16 protein-coding genes are annotated in these 19551 nt (G+C 59.9%); 7 read left to right on the forward strand and 9 right to left on the reverse strand.

The window, feature by feature from the left end; translation table 11 throughout:
- Positions 1-297: 297 nt before the first annotated feature.
- Entirely contained in the window at positions 298-1356 is a 1059-nt protein-coding gene (locus PHA81_RS17175) for a nitroreductase family protein (RefSeq protein WP_273837678.1), read from the reverse strand.
- On the opposite strand from PHA81_RS17175, the gene PHA81_RS17180 reads away from it, so the two are divergent.
- Together PHA81_RS17180 and PHA81_RS17185 are read left to right on the forward strand one after the other, a co-directional pair.
- On the forward strand, positions 1350-2897 hold the full coding sequence (locus tag PHA81_RS17180; protein ID WP_273837681.1) for a polysaccharide pyruvyl transferase family protein: 1548 nt from the start codon (positions 1350-1352) through the stop codon (positions 2895-2897). The two genes, PHA81_RS17175 and PHA81_RS17180, sit on opposite strands and share 7 nt — an antisense overlap.
- Positions 2898-3318: 421 nt before the next feature.
- Complete coding sequence (locus PHA81_RS17185) at positions 3319-4272, forward strand: hypothetical protein (protein WP_273837683.1); 954 nt, start codon at positions 3319-3321, stop codon at positions 4270-4272.
- Here the strand turns inward: PHA81_RS17185 and PHA81_RS17190 are convergent.
- Both PHA81_RS17190 and PHA81_RS17195 read right to left on the reverse strand, forming a co-directional pair.
- Complete coding sequence (locus PHA81_RS17190; protein WP_273837685.1) at positions 4251-5750, reverse strand: oligosaccharide flippase family protein; 1500 nt, start codon at positions 5748-5750, stop codon at positions 4251-4253. The two genes, PHA81_RS17185 and PHA81_RS17190, sit on opposite strands and share 22 nt — an antisense overlap.
- 216 nt (positions 5751-5966) lie before the next feature.
- Positions 5967-8600 carry a hypothetical protein gene (locus PHA81_RS17195; protein ID WP_273837687.1) on the reverse strand — a complete coding sequence of 878 codons (2634 nt, stop codon included), beginning with the start codon at positions 8598-8600 and terminating at the stop codon, positions 5967-5969.
- Between the two features lie 202 nt (positions 8601-8802).
- On the opposite strand from PHA81_RS17195, the gene PHA81_RS17200 reads away from it, so the two are divergent.
- Positions 8803-10023, forward strand: a complete 1221-nt coding sequence (locus PHA81_RS17200) for an MFS transporter (protein WP_273837689.1) — start codon at positions 8803-8805, stop codon at positions 10021-10023.
- Positions 10024-10038: 15 nt separating this feature from the next.
- On the opposite strand, the gene PHA81_RS17205 is transcribed toward PHA81_RS17200, so the two are convergent.
- From PHA81_RS17205 to PHA81_RS17220, 4 genes are all read right to left on the reverse strand, one after another.
- On the reverse strand, positions 10039-10341 hold the full coding sequence (locus tag PHA81_RS17205; protein WP_273837691.1) for a putative quinol monooxygenase: 303 nt from the start codon (positions 10339-10341) through the stop codon (positions 10039-10041).
- A 401-nt stretch (positions 10342-10742) separates the two neighbouring features.
- Entirely contained in the window at positions 10743-11003 is a 261-nt protein-coding gene (locus PHA81_RS17210) for a lipoyl domain-containing protein (protein ID WP_273837694.1), read from the reverse strand.
- Positions 11004-11008: 5 nt separating this feature from the next.
- Positions 11009-12034: an alpha-ketoacid dehydrogenase subunit beta gene (locus PHA81_RS17215; RefSeq protein WP_273837697.1), complete on the reverse strand. Its 1026-nt coding sequence runs from the start codon at positions 12032-12034 to the stop codon at positions 11009-11011.
- Positions 12034-13053: a thiamine pyrophosphate-dependent dehydrogenase E1 component subunit alpha gene (locus tag PHA81_RS17220; protein ID WP_273837699.1), complete on the reverse strand. Its 1020-nt coding sequence runs from the start codon at positions 13051-13053 to the stop codon at positions 12034-12036. Before PHA81_RS17220 ends, PHA81_RS17215 begins: the two co-directional genes overlap by 1 nt.
- Before the next feature lie 1673 nt (positions 13054-14726).
- Between PHA81_RS17220 and PHA81_RS17225 the strand changes: the two genes are divergently transcribed.
- The 3 genes from PHA81_RS17225 to PHA81_RS17235 all read left to right on the forward strand — a co-directional run bounded on the left by PHA81_RS17225 (position 14727) and on the right by PHA81_RS17235 (position 17528).
- On the forward strand, positions 14727-15194 hold the full coding sequence (locus PHA81_RS17225; RefSeq protein WP_273837701.1) for a hypothetical protein: 468 nt from the start codon (positions 14727-14729) through the stop codon (positions 15192-15194).
- A 233-nt stretch (positions 15195-15427) separates the two neighbouring features.
- The gene (locus tag PHA81_RS17230; protein ID WP_273837703.1) at positions 15428-17050 is read left to right on the forward strand and encodes an NAD-binding protein; all 1623 of its coding nucleotides are present in this window, start codon (positions 15428-15430) and stop codon (positions 17048-17050) included.
- 121 nt (positions 17051-17171) lie between these two features.
- On the forward strand, positions 17172-17528 hold the full coding sequence (locus PHA81_RS17235) for a VOC family protein (protein WP_273837704.1): 357 nt from the start codon (positions 17172-17174) through the stop codon (positions 17526-17528).
- Positions 17529-17625: 97 nt separating this feature from the next.
- On the opposite strand, the gene PHA81_RS17240 is transcribed toward PHA81_RS17235, so the two are convergent.
- Both PHA81_RS17240 and PHA81_RS17245 read right to left on the reverse strand, forming a co-directional pair.
- Positions 17626-18054 carry a hypothetical protein gene (locus PHA81_RS17240; protein WP_273837706.1) on the reverse strand — a complete coding sequence of 143 codons (429 nt, stop codon included), beginning with the start codon at positions 18052-18054 and terminating at the stop codon, positions 17626-17628.
- Complete coding sequence (locus PHA81_RS17245; protein WP_273837708.1) at positions 18051-18407, reverse strand: DUF6516 family protein; 357 nt, start codon at positions 18405-18407, stop codon at positions 18051-18053. Before PHA81_RS17245 ends, PHA81_RS17240 begins: the two co-directional genes overlap by 4 nt.
- Positions 18408-18599: 192 nt before the next feature.
- Between PHA81_RS17245 and PHA81_RS17250 the strand changes: the two genes are divergently transcribed.
- On the forward strand, positions 18600-19529 hold the full coding sequence (locus PHA81_RS17250) for a DUF4349 domain-containing protein (RefSeq protein ID WP_273837712.1): 930 nt from the start codon (positions 18600-18602) through the stop codon (positions 19527-19529).
- The last annotated feature ends 22 nt before the right edge of the window (positions 19530-19551 follow it).

Below are 19551 nucleotides of genomic sequence, written 5' to 3' on the forward strand. Positions count from 1 at the left end.
AGCCGCCTCGCTTCGACCGAAGCGAGGCTGGCGAGGAGCGACAGCCACGTTCTACGCTCACGTAGATCCAGGAATGACCGACGAGAAGTACGCAACTCGACAGATTCTCTCAGGGAACTGCCTTCCAAGCGGGTTACACTCTGATCCCGCCTCACGTCTGGTCTCTTTCAACGTATCTGCTCGTACCGTGACCGATAGAGTGGACAACTAGCGATTTTCGTGAGCGCTCGCCCCGTGGTTGCCGTCGACACGACGGTTCCGTACCCGCACGACAGAGCAGCGCACGGAATCCGACGGCTAGCCAACAACGTTGAACGAACGCAGCTGTCCGAGGTCCTTCTTCTCGGAGTACGGTATCATGCCGTCCGGGTCGGGGTAGCCAATAGCCATGAGCATGATGACCTCCTCGTCGCCGTCGAAGTCCAGCAACTGAGCCATCTTCCGATCCTTCTCGGGGATGGACGGCCAGTTGATACAACACGAGGCGAGTCCGAGCGTCTCGAGCCCGTACTGGAATGCCATCGCCGCCAAACTCGCGTCGATGTAGACGACGTGTTTGTCCCGCTCGTCGAAGTAGGCCCGCTGTTTCCCCACGAGAACCGCGAGACAGGGAATGTTTTCGCGATATCCCGAGACGCCGATCGGCAGCTCCGAAACCTTCTCTATCAGCGCGTCGTCGTCATAAAAGCGAAACTCGTAGGACTGTCGGTTACACGCGCTCGGGGATTCGGCGGCGATTTCGAGGGCGTCGTCGATCAGGTCGCGAGGCACCGCACGTTGCTCGAACCACCGAGTGCTCGTCCGCTGCTTTGCGAGCCGCTTGAGCTGGTCGTACGAGACAGCCTCGGATTCGAGCTCACGCCGTGGCTTGGGGGTTCGGTTCCCGGCTGTGTAGTCAATGGTACCGAAAAAGTCTTCAAAGCGCCGCTGGGACGCGGCAATCGTCTCGGTGGAATCGACGGTCCCGAAGTACTCCGTCAGCACGTCGACCGCCCAGTAGAGCTGTTCGTCACTCTCGCCATCCCTGTTGTTCCACGCAGTAATGAGGTCGTCAACGAGGTTCTCGATGTAGCCCTCCGCAAACACCGGCCGGCGATTTCGCATCGAGAGTCCCTTCTCGATACGGTGGACGTTGCGGATGACTCGGTGTCGTGGGTTCTCGCGCTTTTCTTCCAGCTCGTAGTACTTTGCCTGCCCGTTAAGAATGGAGCGCTGTTCGTGATAGAAACTTCCCCGAAGGGAAAAATACGCCGTCGTGAGGAGTTTCGAGTCGGCAACCGCCCGCAGTACAGCTGCCTTTGGCAACGCCCTCCAGACGATGTTCTCGAAGAACAGCCGGAACACGACGAATGACACCCCCTTTCGAGCCAGCTGCTTTGCTCCGCGGTTCTCGTATATCGAACGGGCCCTCTGGAGGAGAGACACATCAGGGAAGAGCTCGTACAGCGACTAAAGCGTGTCCATCACTCGGCTCAAAGTTCCCAACGCAGGATAACTTGTGTCGCTCCCCTCGGACGACCGCTCCCGAAAACCGTCGGCGAGAGCGAAGGGAAAGACAGTTGAACGCTAGCCCGGACAGTCCGAACACCATGCGCGACCCAAGAGAGGCCCTACAGTCGGCTGCACAGAAGCTCTCGCTTGCTGCGGCCGCCGAGACGCGGTTCTTGCGTGATTTGTTTGGAGGGAGGAGGCCGCACCCCTCAACGGAGAAGCTTGCTGGGCAGAACATCGTCATCGTCGGCGGTGAGCTGTTCAACAAGGGTGCTCAGGCCATGACGTTCACAGTGGTCGACAACCTTCGACGGCGCTATCCGGACCAGGACCTGTATCTGCTTTCGTACGCCGACTACGAGCGACCCGATGCGGAGAAAGAGCAGTACAGCTTCGAAATACTGCCCTGGGGCACCGAGGCCAGGCTGGGGGCATTCACCGAGCGAGCGGATTTCCTGAGCGACGACGAGAACGCAACCGCGACTATCCGAGAGGTGATGAACGACTGCGCCTGCGTTGTCGACATCAGTGGATATGCGCTGTCGTCTCAATGGGGGTTCAACGTGTCGTTCATGTATCTCGTCAACCTCGCCATGGCCAGCAGCTACTCCGTGCCGGTGTATGTTCTGCCCCAGTCAATCGGCCCGTTCGAGTATCCACCACTCGAGGCGGGGGTCCTGAATCCGCTGATGAACCTGTATCTTTCGTATCCGGAGGTCATCTACTCCAGAGAGCGACGAGGAGTGGACGCGCTGTCGTCGTACACCACGCACAACGTCGAACACGAACTCGACATCGTCCTCCAGAACGAGGGCTACGACCTCGAGAACGTCTTCACCGACGTGCCGGAATTCGAGACGATTGCTGTCGAGAACGACGCGATGGGCGTGGTCCCCAACTCGAGGGTGATGGAGCGAGTCGACCACGACCGCTTCTATGCTCACTACGATGCGGCCATCGAGGCCGCATTGCGCGACGGCTATACTGTGTACGTTCTCCGTCACTCCACGGAGGACCGCCGCATCTGTGAGCAGATCAGCGCCCGATTCGCCGACGAGCCGCGTGTCTGTCTCCTGAAGCAGGACCTGAACGCCATCGAGCTCGAGCGGGTCATCGAGCAGTTCGACTTCATGATCGGATCTCGGTACCACTCGATTGTTCACGCCTACAAGAACGGCGTTCCGGCGATAGCGATCGGCTGGGCCGACAAGTACGGGGACCTTCTCGAGGAGTTCGGCCAGTCGGAGTTCTTCTTCGACGCGCGGGAACCAATCCAGCGAGAGCGGCTCGTTCGCGCGGTGTCGACTCTCGCGGCCACCAACGCCGAGGAAAGCGAGAAAATCGACCGACTGCGGTCCGATATAGTCGAGGGCGACGTTTTCCGGAGAACGTTTCCCCCCGCATGAGCCGACATCTCATCTGCGGGACTGCCGATAAAGCAGCCCTGAGCCGAGTTCGGATGAAGAGGGATCGTGCTCGGAAGGACGTCCTCACAGTCCTAAGTGCTGTCCCGGATGTGTTGTTCTATCCATGAGTGGGGCCTGGTTTGGAAACACCCAAAACATCAACTCGTTTCTTGGGTATCGCTATCTCCCCGACCGAAGGTGGGACGTTCCACCCGAGGTGCTGGCCGCCACAGAGGCGACGACGGAGTTCTCCTCCAAACGGGGGCTGGTGGCGGCCGGGCAGAGCGCTCTCGAAACGACGTTCCGCGAGCTGACAGCTGAAGACGACGATCGCGTCACCCACGTTCTGCCCCTGAGCGGTGGACTGGACTCGCGGACGATCCTCGGCGGACTGCTCGCCAACGTCGACAGAGAGCGGATCGTGACCGTCACCTTCGGCACTCCTGGAACGCTTGACTATGACATTGGCAAGGCGGTGGCCACCGAAGCCGGGGTCGAAAACCGCGCGTACGACCTCTCTCCACGGTCGTTCCCGTGGACCGACAAACTGTTGTTGAAGAACGCGGCCGAGTACGCGCGACCAACCAAACTGTTTCGGGCTCGAAGCGCCCTCAACTATGCGTTCGACGAGTTGAACGCCGAAAACTGCGTGTACTGGTCGGGATTCATGGGCGAGGCGTCTGCCGGAGCGCACTTACCCGCAAGCGAGTCGGAGAGCTGGTCCGCCGCGCTATCCCATTTTGTTGATGCCAATTTCGGCGTCCCGCAGCTTACCGCCGACGATTTCGGCCCCCGAGAAGTCCTCCCAGACGAGCCGTTTGCCGAGCGGTCCGTGTTGAGCTTCGACGAACAGTTGGATTACGGCATCAGACAGCCGTACTACATCCGACCCGCAGCGGTGTTCCGGGACGGTTTCGAGACGCCGTTTTGTTCCGAACCGTGGCTCGAGTTCATGTTGAATGCCCCACGCGAGCTTCGGCTCGACAGAGCGCTCTTCAAAACAGTCGTCCGGGAACAGTACCCGGCGCTGTTTTCGCTCCCGACCGAGTCGAATGGGGGACTTCCCATCGACGCACCGAAATACAGGCGCTGGATGAACATCGGCAAGTCAATGGTCGAAAACCGAGTGAAACGCGCACTGGGGCTCCGAACATCTCGACACAGCACCAACCACTTCGACTGGAACGCCGAACTCAAACACTCGGAGAGGCTGAGAAGTTTGGCCAAGCGACACCTCTTGGACCTGGCGGACCGCAACGTGGTGCCGTGGGTGGACATCGAGGGAATATGGAACGATAGCCAAAGTGGCGGCACCCGCGGCGACGAGATTCACCAGCTCGTCTCCCTCGAACTCTATTTGAAGATCGAGAGCTGACGGACCGACCGAGAGAGTGCAGTGGTGGCTCTGTCGAGGTCCTCCTCGGCGATTGCCCCGAACGTGATTGCAGCGGCGAGGAACACAACGAACCCGACAGGCGGTACGACGAGAAGCGCTACCAACTGCGGTTGGAGGAGTCTCGAGAGGGGAAAGATGACCGCAGCAGCCACTGCGCCAGTCAGCAGTATTCGACCCGGATGGATACCCGCGAGCGGATCGAACCCGATCTTTCGTGCACTCCAGACGTGGGCAACGAACATCGTCCCGTATCCAACGCTCGTCGCAACAGCGGCCCCATGCATCCCGTAGCGAGGGATGAGAACGGCGTTCAGAACTGCATTGAGGGCGGCAGTACTACCCGTTGCGTATATCAGTATGCGTATCTTTCCGCTCCCATGGCTCGTTGCCAGTATCGGACGGGCCACGGCGAACCCGAGAGCCCCGGGCAACAACAACAACAGCGGGCCGACTGTCGGTGTGAACTCCTGGCCATAGTACACCAGTACGAACGGTTCGGCGAGAGCACTCAAACCAATGATGAGCAACAGCGTAAACAGGAGCGTGTATCGCGTCACCTTCGACGCCGTCGCCGAAATGGTGTCGTATTCCTCTCGTGACCACAGTTTGGACATCGAGTGAACCAAGACTAGTTGAGCAGCGTACGGAACGAACCATAGGAACTCAGCAGCAGTAAGTGCAGCCTTGTAGTAGCCGGTCTGTTCCGACCCGACGAGTGGATTCAACATCAGTATATCTATGTGATACAACGACGTGAGGCTGAACAGAAACACGATGCTCCCGAAATTGAACGTCAGGAGCTCTCGTCGCGGAAACGACTTCGAGGTTGGCCTCATCACGCTCTTGAGTGACAGCTCTCCGCGCAGGTAGTACAGACAGCCGGCGACCGCGATGACACCGCCGACGATCTGCCCGACAAGCGCACCGACGACGCCCCATCCGAGGGACACCAATGCGATGGCGACGAGAGCAAAGACGGGTTTCTTGGACGCTTGGAAGAACTCCGAGTACTGTTCTAACGAGAGCGCCATGAGCGTCGAGCGCAGTATCGAAAATAACTGCTCGAGGACGATGAGGACGGCGAGGACGAACAGGTAGAGCGAAAACTTCTCGCCGAGATACTCACCGCTCAGCTCGCTGCTGGCGAAAATAACAACCGCCACACCTGCCGAGACCGCCAACAACATTCCGATACGAACGTAGAATCCGAACGTCTGTGCCGCCCAGTCTGCGATGTCGCGGTCTTCGACGAGGAACTTCCGAATGCTGCTCGACAGTCCGCCCATTCCCACCATGGTCGTAATCAGGCCGAGAGCGGACATGACGTATCCATAATCTCCGTAGCCAGCGCTTCCCAGCAGGCGGGCTAGGATTGGCGTTGTCGCTGCGCCAACTAGCAACGTCACCGCCCGGCCGCCAAGAATCGACAGAAATCCCTTGATGATCTGGCTCGCCATTGTCGTTCGATGCCCGACGGAGTGGGAAAGGAATACCGATGTGCGAACTCGGCGCTTGGAGTGGTAGTGGTGTTTGCGTGGTGTACGGCGTGGAGCACTCTGGCTGTGGGAGTCCCATGACACGTCGGAGTCGGTGCGCGGGCGACTCACGAGCAAACACTCGCCGCCTCGACTTGCATGGCGCTCGTTGTGACGGCTGCGAACGCCGACCGCAGACTATCGGGAGACGGTTAGCGATACGTCCTCATCCATCGTCGCCTCAACAATATCGCCCGTATATCGGTATGTGTCGACTCCGGTCGTCACGACACCGGAGGCTCTGTTGCCGGAGATCTCGTCGCCGTACCCGATTCCCCTCTCTGAAGAGATGTCACCGGTCACAACGACTCGATAGCTCACGTACTCCCCAGTACCTCTGACGGAAATCGTCCCTGCAGAGCGGTCGATATCAATTTGGGCACGGTTGTTGAGTGATGCGCGTTCGATATTCCCTCCCATAGTATAGATATCCCGGCCGGTCCCGACGTTGCCAGTAGCACTCGACCCATCGATGTCGTCCGCACCGTTGATGGCTTTGTAGCCATCGAGCTCACCACTGACCGAAAACTCATAGGTGGTATACGAGCCTTTTCCGTCGATTTTTAGGGTGTGGTCAGAGCCTGTTCGGATTAGCTCGTCGTTGAGATACACGTTAATAGCACCGCTTAGTTCAATATTTGTTATCTCACCGGAAAAGGCATAGATATCCCGTCCGCTTCCAACGCCACCGCTGGCGCTCAGTCCGTTGATACGATCCGGACCGTTGATACCACGGTAGCCGGTGAGACTTCCACTGACTGAGAATTCGTAGGACGTGTACTGCCCTTGTCCATCGAATTCCAGTACGTTCGGTAGCAATTCTGCGCTGGTCACCTCATTACCATTAAGGTATATATCGATATCTCCATCTGCGCTTATATCAGTAACTTCACCAGCGAAAGCATAGCGATCACGACCACTGCTCACACTTCCGGTTGCACTTGATCCACTAATCGTGTCCGGTCCATTGAGACCCTCGTATCCAGAGAGTTCGCCACTGACGGAGAAGGTGTACTCAGCGCTTGAGCCTGTGCCATAGAACGAAAGGACGTTACCTAAATATTTATCCTGTGGTATCACTTCGTCATCGAGATATACCGTGACATCGCCGTCCACATCCATCTGAGTGATCTCTCCAGAGAAGCCATAACTATCAACACCACCGTCACCTCCCTGACCTGTCGCTGTACTCCCGGAAATCGTGTCGTTGGGGTCAATAGTCGCACCTCTTGCGGTACTTTTACCTAGGTCCCCACTCACAGTTAACTGGTATCTAAATCGTCCGCTATTGCTCACAATCGATAGCTCTCGGGGCAAGCTATCGCCTGTAGCCTTGTTCGGTACTGGACAAGAACCACTTGCTGAGAGATTTCGCGTCGTCACCCGACACCCTGGCGAAAGCACCTGCTGGCCGGGCACGTCGATTGTACTGTTTTTCACCACATTGCTTGGAGAATTATACATTTTGACCCCATCGCGATCTGTACCTGTCTGATTGATACAGCAGTCAGCCACTACAGAGTCATCACGTTGGTCGATTCGGATCGCTTCTACACCGTTCGATCCGCCAGTGATACTGGTGTCGACGACGGTCGCGGTGTGTGGCTCCGGCGGCGGATCACGACTCCCATAGCCTGTCGGTGCGGCTGCGTAGAACCCTCGAATACCATCTTCTTCGACGCTAATACGGCTGTTTTTCACCGTATGGTCTGCACCATCGCTCCCGACGACGACGGCTCCATTGGAGTTCGTGGTCGAGACAATGGATATATCGCAGTCTCGAACTTGCGCCCCACCAAACCCGAATCGGCCGGCTTCGAAGCGCACACCTCGCGTGTTGAGCGTGTCTTCGGGGTTCGGACTGTCGCTGTTGTCGAGATCCGCATTGATAATCGCGTTCTCTACATAGCTACCGTCGCTACTGAGGCGGACTTGGGTGATGTCATTGTTTCGGAACACACCACCTTCGACCTGAACGACACCGCCGGTTCGACTGCAGTACAGCCCATTGTTAGGAAACCCTTCGAACTGGCAGTTTCTGAGTCTGATAGTCCCCTTATGACTGATACCAATCCAGACACCGACGCGGCCATCTCCCGAATTATACGCGCCCATCCGCCCGTCGTTTTTCGCTACGACGTTTGTGATCGTCCCGTTCCCATCCTCCGAGCGGACGATCGGGCTGAAGGCGTTGGTGACTTGCGGGTTTCCATCACCCTCTCCTCGCGGATCGCTGTTCGGATGGATCCCCTGGCCGATATACTCGACGTCGTGGATCTCCAGATCGTCGCTCGCACCGAAATGGAGGCCCGGCGTTGCACCCGACGCCCGCAAGTCGAGATCGATGTTCTCGAACAGGAGTCCGGTGCCGCCATCGACCACCAGCACCTTTTTGTTGAGATCTGATGGAACTGTGAATCGGACATCACCCTCGCCGACAAAGCCAACGTTGGTTTTATCGCCAATATAGTTCTTCTCTGTGAGTTTGTACTCTCCGGCTGGGAACTTCAGTAGTGTATAATCGTCTGCTGCGTCCCGAATCTCCGCGTCACATGGCTCGTTCCCGTTCGGATCACAGCCTGCATCCGCAACCATATCTACTGTATTGTCGAACTGGATCCCGCGCCGCGTGAATCCTGCTGCCGTCCCCGAAAGTAATCCCGCTGACCCTGCGGCGGTACCGGCGAGTTTGAGATACGATCGCCGGTCCACCAAAAATGAACCCGTGCTCTGTGTGTTGTTACTGGAACCCGTCCCCTCGTTGCGCTGCATCGATGTATTCCATTAACCTAAAAATCATAAAACTTGTGGCCGATGAACGACATATTGTCTTCATTTTCACAACTAGATGTTGTCGATATTTTCATTACTGTAGTCGTTCGTCTACGCCGATTTCCATAGGCGACCCGGAAAGACATGCGGACTCTCCAACTCTTATCCGACGACTCTCCCTTCTTCCGGTAACGACCACCTGATGAATGTCTCTGGGACGATTCGACACGAAGCGAGCGCGTTGTGGGCCGATGGCAAGGGCAAAGCGCTCATCACGATCGCGCTCGGCTGGGGGCTGTTGAACGGGACGCGGATGATCTATCCCGTACTGTTGCCCGCGATCAGCACCGAATACGATCTCACACTCACTGCCGCCGGATTCCTGGTGACGCTGATCTGGGTCAGCTACGCGATCGGACAGGTTCCTGGTGGCGTTCTCGCCGATCGGTACGGCGAACGAACAGTGTTGTTGGCGAGCGTGGCGATCGTCACGTTTGCGCTGCTCGTGGTCGTGCTCGCGCCGACGGCCAGCCTCCTCTTCGTCGGCACGGCACTCGTCGGGCTCGGGCTCTCGCTCTACCCGGTGGCACGGATCACCGTCCTCTCGGAGCTCTACCCCGACCGGATCGGGCGTGCCCTTGGTGTCACCATGGCGACGGGCGATACCGGCCAGACGCTTCTTCCGCTGGCTGCGGGCGTCTTGGTTGTGGGTGCGTGGCAGATCGGCCTCGCCTTCATCATCCCACTGCTTGGTGTGGTCGGACTCCTGCTCGCTCGGATGTCGCTACCGGCGACAACCCAGACACAGCGTTCAAACGATGATCTCTCGCTCCAACGGCTCACGTACGTTCTCGGAGAGCTCCGTCACCCAACGCTCCTGACGGTGGGCGTGCTCCTGTTCGTGTACATCGGTGTGTTGCAGACGTTCTCGGCGTTCTATCCCACATACCTGATCAACGTCAAGGGCTTCTCGCCGGCAGCGGCGAGCGCCCTGTTCAGCGTGTTCTTTGCGGTCGGTATCGTCGCCAAGCCCCTTGCTGGCGTGGCCTACGATGCGATCGGCATCCGTCGCTCGCTGCCGATCGTGCTGGGCGGAGCCGTCGTCGGGTTCGCGCTGCTGCCCGTCCTCAGCGGGTTCTGGCCGCTTGCCCTCGACACGATCCTCATCAGCACGATGCTCGGCTCGGGCGCGATTACCCAGTCGTATCTCTCCGAGACGATCCCGCCAGAGATTGAGGGCACGGGGTTGGGGGCGATACGCTCGGGGGCCTCGCTGCTTGGGTCGATGGGCCCGGTACTGTTCGGTGCAGTCGCCGAACGTGGCCTCTTCGATACGGGCTATCTGCTGTTGGCGGTCTTGATGGGACTTGTGACGCTGCTCACGCTTCGACTGCCGCACGATCGAGCACTCGACGCTACCTGATCACGTCACAGCACATTACATCATCTCCGACGTCGAATCCACATCGTACCGGATCAACTCGACCTCGCCAGCGATCCACTCGCCGACCTTCTCTTGAAATCGTTGGTAGTGTTCGCTCTCCAGGTGGGCCTCCATTGCGGCCTCGTCCTCGTACTGCTCGAAGACGCGGAACACCGACGGCTCCTCGATGTCGGTCGTGACACGATAGTCGATTGTCCCCGCCTCGGCGCGCGACTGTTCGGCCAGCTTGATCGCTGCCTCGATCATCTCCTCGCGGTGGTCCATTGCGATCGGAATCGTCGCCTGCAAGACGATCATAAGCAACACCAGACTTGTCCAAAATAAAATGCTTGTCCTGGTTGATTGACACGTTCCCTTCGATCGCACTCTTTGAGGTTACGCTACAAACGTCCCAAGCCAATATCTTGGGATCGGCCGGAACTCGTCGGTTCCCGGGCTGACGAGGCGTGAACCGTCTCGCATCACCTGCCTCCGAGGTTGGTCATTTCATCACCCACGAGAGCTGCTGCCGATTTCAGTCCGTCTTGTTCGATCCGGTACTTTTCCACTCGAACAACACCCTATCCTGTGCCTTCCATCGGTGTTGGCGACGGCGGCTTTGCCGACAGCTGTTGGTCCACCGATCGGCACGTCTGATGTCGCGCCAGCTACATTCCATCACCGACGCGTCGAGTAGTCGAACACCGCCACGCTATCAATCACGACGGCAAAATCCTCGCCAGCACGTCTCCGCGCCGAAATTCATCCTGCTCTTCGACCAGAACGGCGACGATTTCCCCACCGACTGGAGCCGGCACATCGATGCTTACCTTCTCGATTTGGATCTCGGCGATGGGGTCGCCTGCAGTCACAACACTCCCTTCTCGAACGAACCAATTCGCGACGATCGCCTCCTCGATGTCCTCGGAATCGTCGGGCCACACCCCCTCTGTTTCGACTGCAACGGTATCGTCCCCCATGGTTCTCAGTCGTGGATGTCTCGTACGGCCTTGATGATGTCTTCTGTACCCGGATTGACTTCCTGTTCGAGTGGGCGAGCGTATGGGATGGGGGCGTCCGGCATCGTCACTCGCCGGACGGCCGACAAGTCGTCAAGTGCGCCCTCTGTCGCCCGGGCGATAATCTCACCCGAGACACCGAACGAGTGGTAGTCTTCATCGACGACGACCAGCCGTCCGGTCTTGCGGACGGATTCTAAGACTGTCTCGGTATCGAGCGGAACGAGCGTCCGGAGGTCGATCACTTCGAGGTCGCTCTCTCCCGCCAGCTCGTCGGCTGCTTCGAGCGCTCGGTGGACGTGAAGACCGAGCGTTACCACCGTTACGTCCTCGCCCTCACGCTTTCGGTCGGCTTCACCGAATTCGATGGTGTAATCGTCCTCGGGGACCGGCGTTTTCGGTCCCTCCGGTGCCGGCATCCAACCGATGCCCATCAAGCGTTTGTGGAACATATACACCACGGGATCATCATCACGGATCGCGGTATGCATCAGTCCCTTCGCGTCGGCGGCGGTGCTCGGGACCACGACCTTCATACCCGGCAGATGAGCGAACGTTCCGTACAGTGTCTGGGAGTGTTGGGCGGCGTCGTTGTAGGTTCCGCCGACGGCAGTCATCAACACCATCGGCACGTCCACCGCGGCCCCGCTCATGTAGGTGTTCTTCGCCATCTGGTTGTAGATCTGATCCATCCCGACCCCGAAGAAATCCGCAAACATCAGCTCCGCGATGGGGCGCATTCCGGCCTGTGCGGCCCCCACGGCCGCACCGATAAATCCCGTCTCGCTGATCGGGACGTCCATGATCTTCTCACGGCCGAATTCCTTGAGCAGACCCTCGGTACTGTCGAAGATACCGCCGTAATCCGCGACATCTTCGCCCATTACGAATACGTCGTCGTTCTCGCGCAGCTCCGTGGCGATGGCATCCACCATCGCGCGGCTCATCGTCAGCTCGCTGTCGGTGGCTCCTTCGCTTTCGCTTTCGGCCATCAGTCGTCACCTCCCGTCTGCTCGGCCGTCGTCGACTCTGAGGCGGGTGTCCATCCCGCTGGCGGATCGACGAAGACGTCTTCGTAGGCGTCGTCGGGATCGGGTTCGGGTTGATCTTTGGCCCACTCGATGGCTTCCTCGACCCGGTCGTGACTCCGGTCGCGGAGCTCCTCGATGGTGCTCTCATCGATTCCCGCGTTCTCGAGGGTGGTCTCCATTCGCGCGATCGAATCGCGCTGCTTCGCTTGTTCTTCATCCGCTTCGGGACGGTAGCCCTGGGCGTCGCCCATGAAATGGCCCATGCGACGGTGGACCTGGACTTCGAGCAGCGTCGGGCCGTTGCCGTCACGCGCGCGGCCGACCGCCTCATCTGCGGCCTCGTAGACGGCAACAGCGTCGTCCCGATCGACTCGCCTGCCGGGGAGATCGAATCCACCGGCGCGTTGGGCACCGTTTTCGACATCGGTAACGCGGTCTTTGGGCATACTGATCGCCCAGTCGTTATCCTCGATGACGAACACTACCGGCAGATCGTGGACGCTGGCGAGATTGAGCGATTCGAGGAATCCGCCCTGACTGATCGCACCCTCGCCGAGATAGGCGACCGCGACGGAATCTTCGCCGCGTTTTTTCGCAGCGAGTGCAGCCCCGACAGCGGGCGGACAGCCTTCGGCGATGATGCCGCTGCACGCGAAGTTCACGTCCGGGTCGAACAGATGCATGTGGCCGCCCTTCCCTTTCGAGAGTCCTGTTTGGCGGCCAAAAATCTCAGCGGTCATCCGCTTGAGATCCACGCCCTTGGCGATCGCGACGTGGTGTGGTCGATGCGGCGCGGTCACGGTGTCGGCATCTCGCAGGTGGGAACAGACGCCTGCGGCCGCGGCCTCCTGACCGGCCGCGAGATGCAACTCTCCCGGAATCGGTCCGGCCGAGATGTCGAACGCCGGCTGTTTTCCTTCGAGGTACTCCTCTTGGAGGCGTTCCTCGTAGTACCGAGCCGTTACCATCCACTCGTACATTTCCTGTAATGTGGTGTCACCCAACATAGTGCTTCCCCGTAGACAACGACGGCTCAAACCCACATAAACATACATGCTCGATGTGTATCGGGAGTCGTGTCTCTCGAGAGCGATCGTCGTCTCATTTAATCGAGCGGAAGGTATGCCGCAACTCTCTATCGAGGAAGATGTTTAGTTGAACCCTCGCTACAGCGGCCGTCAGCCACTCAACTATTCTCGCTCTTGTGTAGACTGGCGGAATAGTATGTTAACAATGAGCGATGAATGCAGAGAGGTGGTCTGTATGGCGAGAAACCAGACGAATCAGGGGTTGACCAGTCACTCATTCCTCTGGTTCCGCTACGCTACAGAAGAGCGACTATTCTTGTTTCGCCATCTCTTCGTCGCTTCGAAGACGGTTTCGACGACGTTACGTTCCAGGAATGTTTCGGCCACACTCTCTGCAGATATTTGGACGCCACGGTACGTCTTCGACGATGGATTGGATACACTCACACTCTATGCAGAACTCTTCTGGATCGTTCATTGACGCCGACATTGATTGAACGTTTGTTTTGGATATGGGGATATAAGACTATTCCATGACTACGAAAGCACGGGAGATTGAAATCCGATCTAATCACCAACAAAATCGGTGCATAAACGAAACCTTCTATCTACATGTCTCCGCAATGATGGTGCAGAGCGACATTGGTCTGGCGACGCCTGAGGGAGTTGTTTCTGGAGTTTGTTGTCCGCTAATTGGGATTTTCTCCGCGCCACCGAGAACAACGCGGTGCACACCGACCGGCGGCAGCATCGTAACGTCCACGCAGCGAAAACGGGCGTCTCCTGGCCGTTGATCACGTCAGCGATACCGGCCTCATCTGGACCAGTGTAGTCGGATACCGCCTCACGACTGTCATCGCTTTCGGAAATTGCCCTACAGCACCGTGCTCTCGCGGTCCGTTCACTCTTGAGCGTTCACGGACAGGACATGATTTCGAATGGCGTCTCTCTCGCACTCCCTTCGGGGAGGGGGAGACGCACGTGGCGAGCGGATACCGCGTCCTTCGGGACGCCGAACAACGCCACAACCCTCTTCCGAGGGCCGAAGTCGAACGCACGAACCGAGACATCCCGACGCCGGAAGGCGTCGGGTGGAAGTTGTCACCGTCGGACGAGATGGGTTCCAGCCACCGTTTTGCGGGGTGGTATGGCTGTCTCGGCCCCGAGCGTGCGGATGGGGAATCCCCGTCCTCCGCGAGCGCCTTTGGCACGAGCAGGGCGGGGAGGATGTCAACAGGCATCTGGCCACGGCGAACCCGACTGCGCCAAGCATGCGGATCTTGCAAGCTTCAGACAGTAGCGATGACGGCTTCGACTGCTACCCAGTGGAGTTGAGCGGAGTGTCCTCTGCGTTGCGCCCCGGTTCGGCGGTTTGGATTAACTCGCCGTCGACGTATATCTCAAGCGTCGCATTGCCATCGTTCACTACTCGTCTGGGACTGGCGTTTGCGCTAAGCCGGTAGACATCCTTCGCACCATCACCAATGATTCCCTGAGCGTAGGTCGATGCGTTGCTAACGACTCGGTCGGTGTTCTCGGTATCCGGGCCGAGCTGGATAGGGCCAGGGACGTATACCCGATAACTTGACGTCCCTCCTCCAACTGCCTGTATCGTCATTGTACGGTTGGAGCTGCCCGAGGATGCGGAACCATTCGTTCTCGTCTCTGTGACGTTTGGTGTGCCGGTGGCGGTTGGGGGTGGGGTTGGCGTCGGCGTCGCGGTTGTAGTCGGAGCTGGAATGGGTGTTGGTGTAACAGTCGATGTCGGTGTCACCGTGTTCGTGTTGGTGGTCGTGCCGTTCGCACTGACATTGCGCGATGCGGCCGAGTTGTCAGGCGTGTCGTTCACTTCGGTCGTGGTCGAAACTGGAGTGGTGGTCATCGTCGAAGTCGGAGCTGGGGTCGAGGTGGGAGTGGTGTCGTCCTCGACGATCGGTGTCACAGCCTCGGTGCTTGTGGATGCGGTCTCAGTTTGCCCATCTCGGTCGCCCGCGAGGGTTGCACACCCCGCAAGCGCTACCAACATCGCGACGGCGATCGCAAGGAGGGGCTTCGTTGTCATGGTCTGTGGGCGGTCGGGGATATTTAATTAGTTGATGGCCGCAAGAGCGTCGCCGGGAAAGCGTCGTCTGCGGTGGCGTTGCGGTGATCACCGTCGGGTAGCTTCGACGGGTGACTGAGACGATTCGGTGGTTTTTCCGGAAATACAGGTGTATCTGTGTGCTCGAAAACGGAGGTCGGTTCGGGACTCCGTTGCGGTTGGTTCGACCCACCGACCCGAACGTTCTTTGCGTGATCGAACGGAAGGACGCGAGAGTCCTCTTCGATGAACACCTGGCAGCGTCGGACCGCGCACTCCCTTCTCGGACTTGCGGTGTTGATGCTTGTCTACGCGGTCGTTTACGACTACGCGATGGGGGCCTTCGAGAACGAACCCGAGACGTTTCTCCACTCGCTCCAGGTCGTTGTCGAGGCGTTCACCACGACCGGCTTTGGCTCCGACTCGCCGTGGCAGAGCCCGGTGATGAACGTGCTCGTGATCGTGATGGATCTCACCGGGGTGGCGCTCATCTTCCTCGCGCTGCCGGTGGTCGTGTTCCCGCTGCTCGACGAGACCCTCTCGCGGAGCGCTCCAACGACGATCGAGGACGCCGATCACGTCGTCATCTGTGCGTACACCCCGCGCGGGCGGACCCTGATCGAGGAACTCGACAGCCGGGACGTTTCATACGTCGTGATCGAACCCGACCGTGACCGGGCGGACGAACTCCACGAGGAGGGTGTTCGGGTGGTCCATGGCGATCCCGAAGCCCCCGAAACGCTCGAACGGGTCGATCTCGGGGCGGCGCGAGCGCTGGTCGCGGACGCGAGCGACGAGCAGAACGCCTCGATCGCGCTCGCGGCCGCCGACACCGCCGACACCAGGATCATCACGTTCGTCGAGGACGCCACGGTCGCCGACTACCACCGCTATGCGGGTGCGGACGAGGTATTCTCACCGCGCCGACTCGTCGGCGAGAGCCTCGCGGACACGGTCACGACAGCGATCTCCACCGAACTGGGCGACGTGATCGAGATCGCCGGCGACTTCGAGATCGCCGAGCTCCCGATCCAGACGGGCAGCGATCTCGATGGAGTCCGGATCGAAGAGAGCGCGATCACCGAGCGCACCGGCGCGAACGTGGTCGGGGCGTGGCTCCGCGGCGAGTTCGTCAGCCCGCCAGCCCCGACCGACCGGATCGACGAACACTCGATCCTGCTGGTCGCGGGCCGCGAAGCAGAGCTCGAACGACTCAAGGAACTGACCCTCTCGGACACCCGATCGCGCCGGCACGGTCGGGTCATCATCGTCGGGTTCGGCGAGGTCGGAACCACGGTGTACGAGTCGGTCTCGCGGGCGGGGATCGAGACCGTCGTCGTCGACCACGAGGACGATCCAGCCGTCGACGTCCTCGGCGATGCCGCCGATAAGGCCACGTTCCGGGAGGCGGGGATCGACGGCGCGAACGCGGTGGTGCTCGCGCTGCCCGACGACACCCTCACCGTGTTCGCCACACTGGTCATCCGCGAGCTCGCGCCCGATGTCGAGATCATCGCTCGCGCGGAGGAGACCGCGGGCATCCGGAAGCTCTACCGGGCGGGTGCGGACTACGTGCTCGCGCTCGCCACCGTCAGCGGCCGGATGCTCGCCTCCACGATCCTCGACGAGGACGTGATGAGCTTCGACAAACAGATCGAGGTCGTCCGGACGCAGTGTCCCGCACTCGGTGGCCACACACTCCGCGAGGCCGACGTCCGGGCACGGACCGGCTGTACCGTGATCGCGGTCGAGCGCAACGGCGACGTCCGGACCGAGATCGGGCCCGCGTTCGAACTCCGGCCCGACGACGACCTCGTGCTGGTCGGGACCGACGCGGCCATCAACCAGTTCGCCACGCGCTTCGAGTGAGGCGAACCGTGACGAGCGCGTGTCCTCGATCCGTCAACTACTGTTCGAGCAGTCGACGGACCGTGCGGTTCGACGTGGCGTCCGCCGAAACGTGCTTGTCGCTCGCGAGCGAGGAAGCGATATGGCCGGGATCGTCTTCTTCGACACTGCGGCGCTCGATCGGGTGGTCGAGTTCTACACCGAACGGCTGGACGCGTCGGTGTGGCTGGAACAGTCCGGCTGTACGATCCTCCGCCACGAAAACTTCCTGGTCGGGTTCTGTGCGGGCGACACACCCGAGACCGAGGGAACGATCACGCTCTTTTACGACGACCGATCCGGGGTCGACGAGATGTACGACCGGATCGAGAAGCGCGCACGTGGTCGCCCAGAGGTGAACGAAGCGTACGACATCTACCAGTTTTTCGCCGACGATCCGGAGGGCCGCACGCTCGAATTTCAAACGTTCCTGCATCCGATCGATCCAGAGGTCGGTTAGGTCGATTCATCATGCACAGCCATCTGCGAAATTTGGACTACCGATGTAGATTTCGAGTCACATCATGCCTGAGCGAACTACCGGCCTGACTTCAGACTCAGGATGGAGCCGCGGCCGCTTCATCCGAGCGGTGGTCAAACGGGACGGTGATAACGAGTTCGTCGTAGGCGAAGATGGGCTGCTTCGACCGGCCCTGCTCCGCGAAATGGATGACGCCCATCGCTTCGAGACGCGTCAACTCTTCATGAACATTCTTCACATCGCGCTCAACGAGGCGAGCGGTCTCGCGGATGCTCTCCGGTTCGGTGTCGGTGATGACACGCAAGAGGCGGAGCGTTCGCTCGTTGAACGTCCGTGCGAGCATTGCCTCACTAGGGAAGGTAACGCGGTCGGGTTGCTCGACCGTCTCGCCGCGATCGAGCGCCTCGATCGCCTCGCGTCCGTCCTCGTATCCACTCTCGCCGTCCTCGCGGACGGTGATCAACAGCACGTTCTCGTGGCCGTCTGCGGTGGTGGAATCGGTCATGGTGGTGAATCTCCATCGTCGGATGGCCCGAACCTCGGCTTCGGTATCTCGCGCCAGAACCGCTCGTAGTGATCAACCATCCCCGGAAATTGGATGGTCTGCGGGTCAGCATCCGGCGCAACGTGGAGATCGTGGCCTCTCGTCTCCTCGTGAGCGTTGTCGTAGCGCCGAATGGTGCCGTCGGCCAGCGTGTTGGGCGGGTCGGGCATCAGCGTGCCGTAGTGGAGCGTGTACCGCCACCCCGAGGGATACGCAGTATCCGTGGTGCGTTGGACCGATACGCGGACGAGGGTGTCGTCCTCGTAAATGTCGGTTCGAGCGTACCCATCGAGGTCGGTCGGCGTCAGTGCCATCCTCCATCGTTGGTTACGTCACCAACAGCATAAGTGTGATGGTTAGAAAACCAACATTGATATTCGACCATTTTCCGCCGACAGTTGAGCGCCCCGATCGTACGGATGCCGCCCCCGCTGGCGGCGCTCTCGCGGGTTCGTTCCTCGTCGACCCCCACAAAACATATGCCATCTGTCGGATCATGGATTGGTATGACTTCACACACGCGCTCAGCGGCTGTCGTCGCCCTCGCGCTTTTGGTGGTCCTCGCCGGCTGTGGCGGGATGGGTGGCGGTGGCGCGGCCGGCGGCGGGGATGGCGCGAACGCCAGCGGTGGTGGGGCGACCGCCAGTAGTGTTGAGGGCGGTGGCAGCGGGGCCGAAACCGCTGCGGCCTCGGCGGGCGGCTCGGCGGCCAATGATGCGGGAGGTGGCAACCAGCAGGCCCTCCAAGCGAACCGCGCGATCATCAGGACGGGCCACGTCCGCCTCGATGTCGAGAACTTCAGTACGGCACGACGGAACGTCACGAGTGCGACACAGCGGCTGGGCGGCTACGTCAGCGCGTCGAGCCAGTCGACGCGTGGCGAGAACGGCAACCGGACCGCCGGACAGCTCGTCGTCCGCGTGCCGAGCCGGAACTTCTCCGCACTCTACGACCGGATCCAGGCCACCGGCACGGTACAGAGTGCGCGCACGAATTCGAGCGACGTCACCGAGAAGCTGGTCGACCTCGAAGCCCGCCTCGAAAACCTCCGGGCGCAGCGTCAGCGCCTTCGCAATCTCTACGAGAACGCGAGCGACACCGAGGCCGTCCTCAAGGTTCAGGAGAAACTCTCGAACACCCAATCCGAGATCGAGCGCCTCGAAGCTCAGCTACAGTCGCTGAGGGGCCGGGTCTCGCTCTCGACGATCACGGTCGAACTCACCGAACCCGCCGACGATCCGGTCGTCGCCGGGGCGTGGTACGACAGCGGTGTGCTCGATGCGTTCCTGTCCTCGATCGGCGGCGTCGTGACGACGCTCCGGGCGGCGATCGTCGGGCTCGCGTACCTCACGCCGTACCTCCTCGTTTTCGGCGTGCCTCTCGTACTCGGCTATCTCGCGTATCGACGACGAACGACGTCGCCGAGTCCGGAGTGAGGCCGGCCGGAACGATGCTGCC

It is taken from the genome of Halococcus sp. PRR34 (assembly GCF_028617175.1).
GTDB classification, from domain to species: Archaea; Halobacteriota; Halobacteria; order Halobacteriales; family Halococcaceae; genus Halococcus; species Halococcus salifodinae.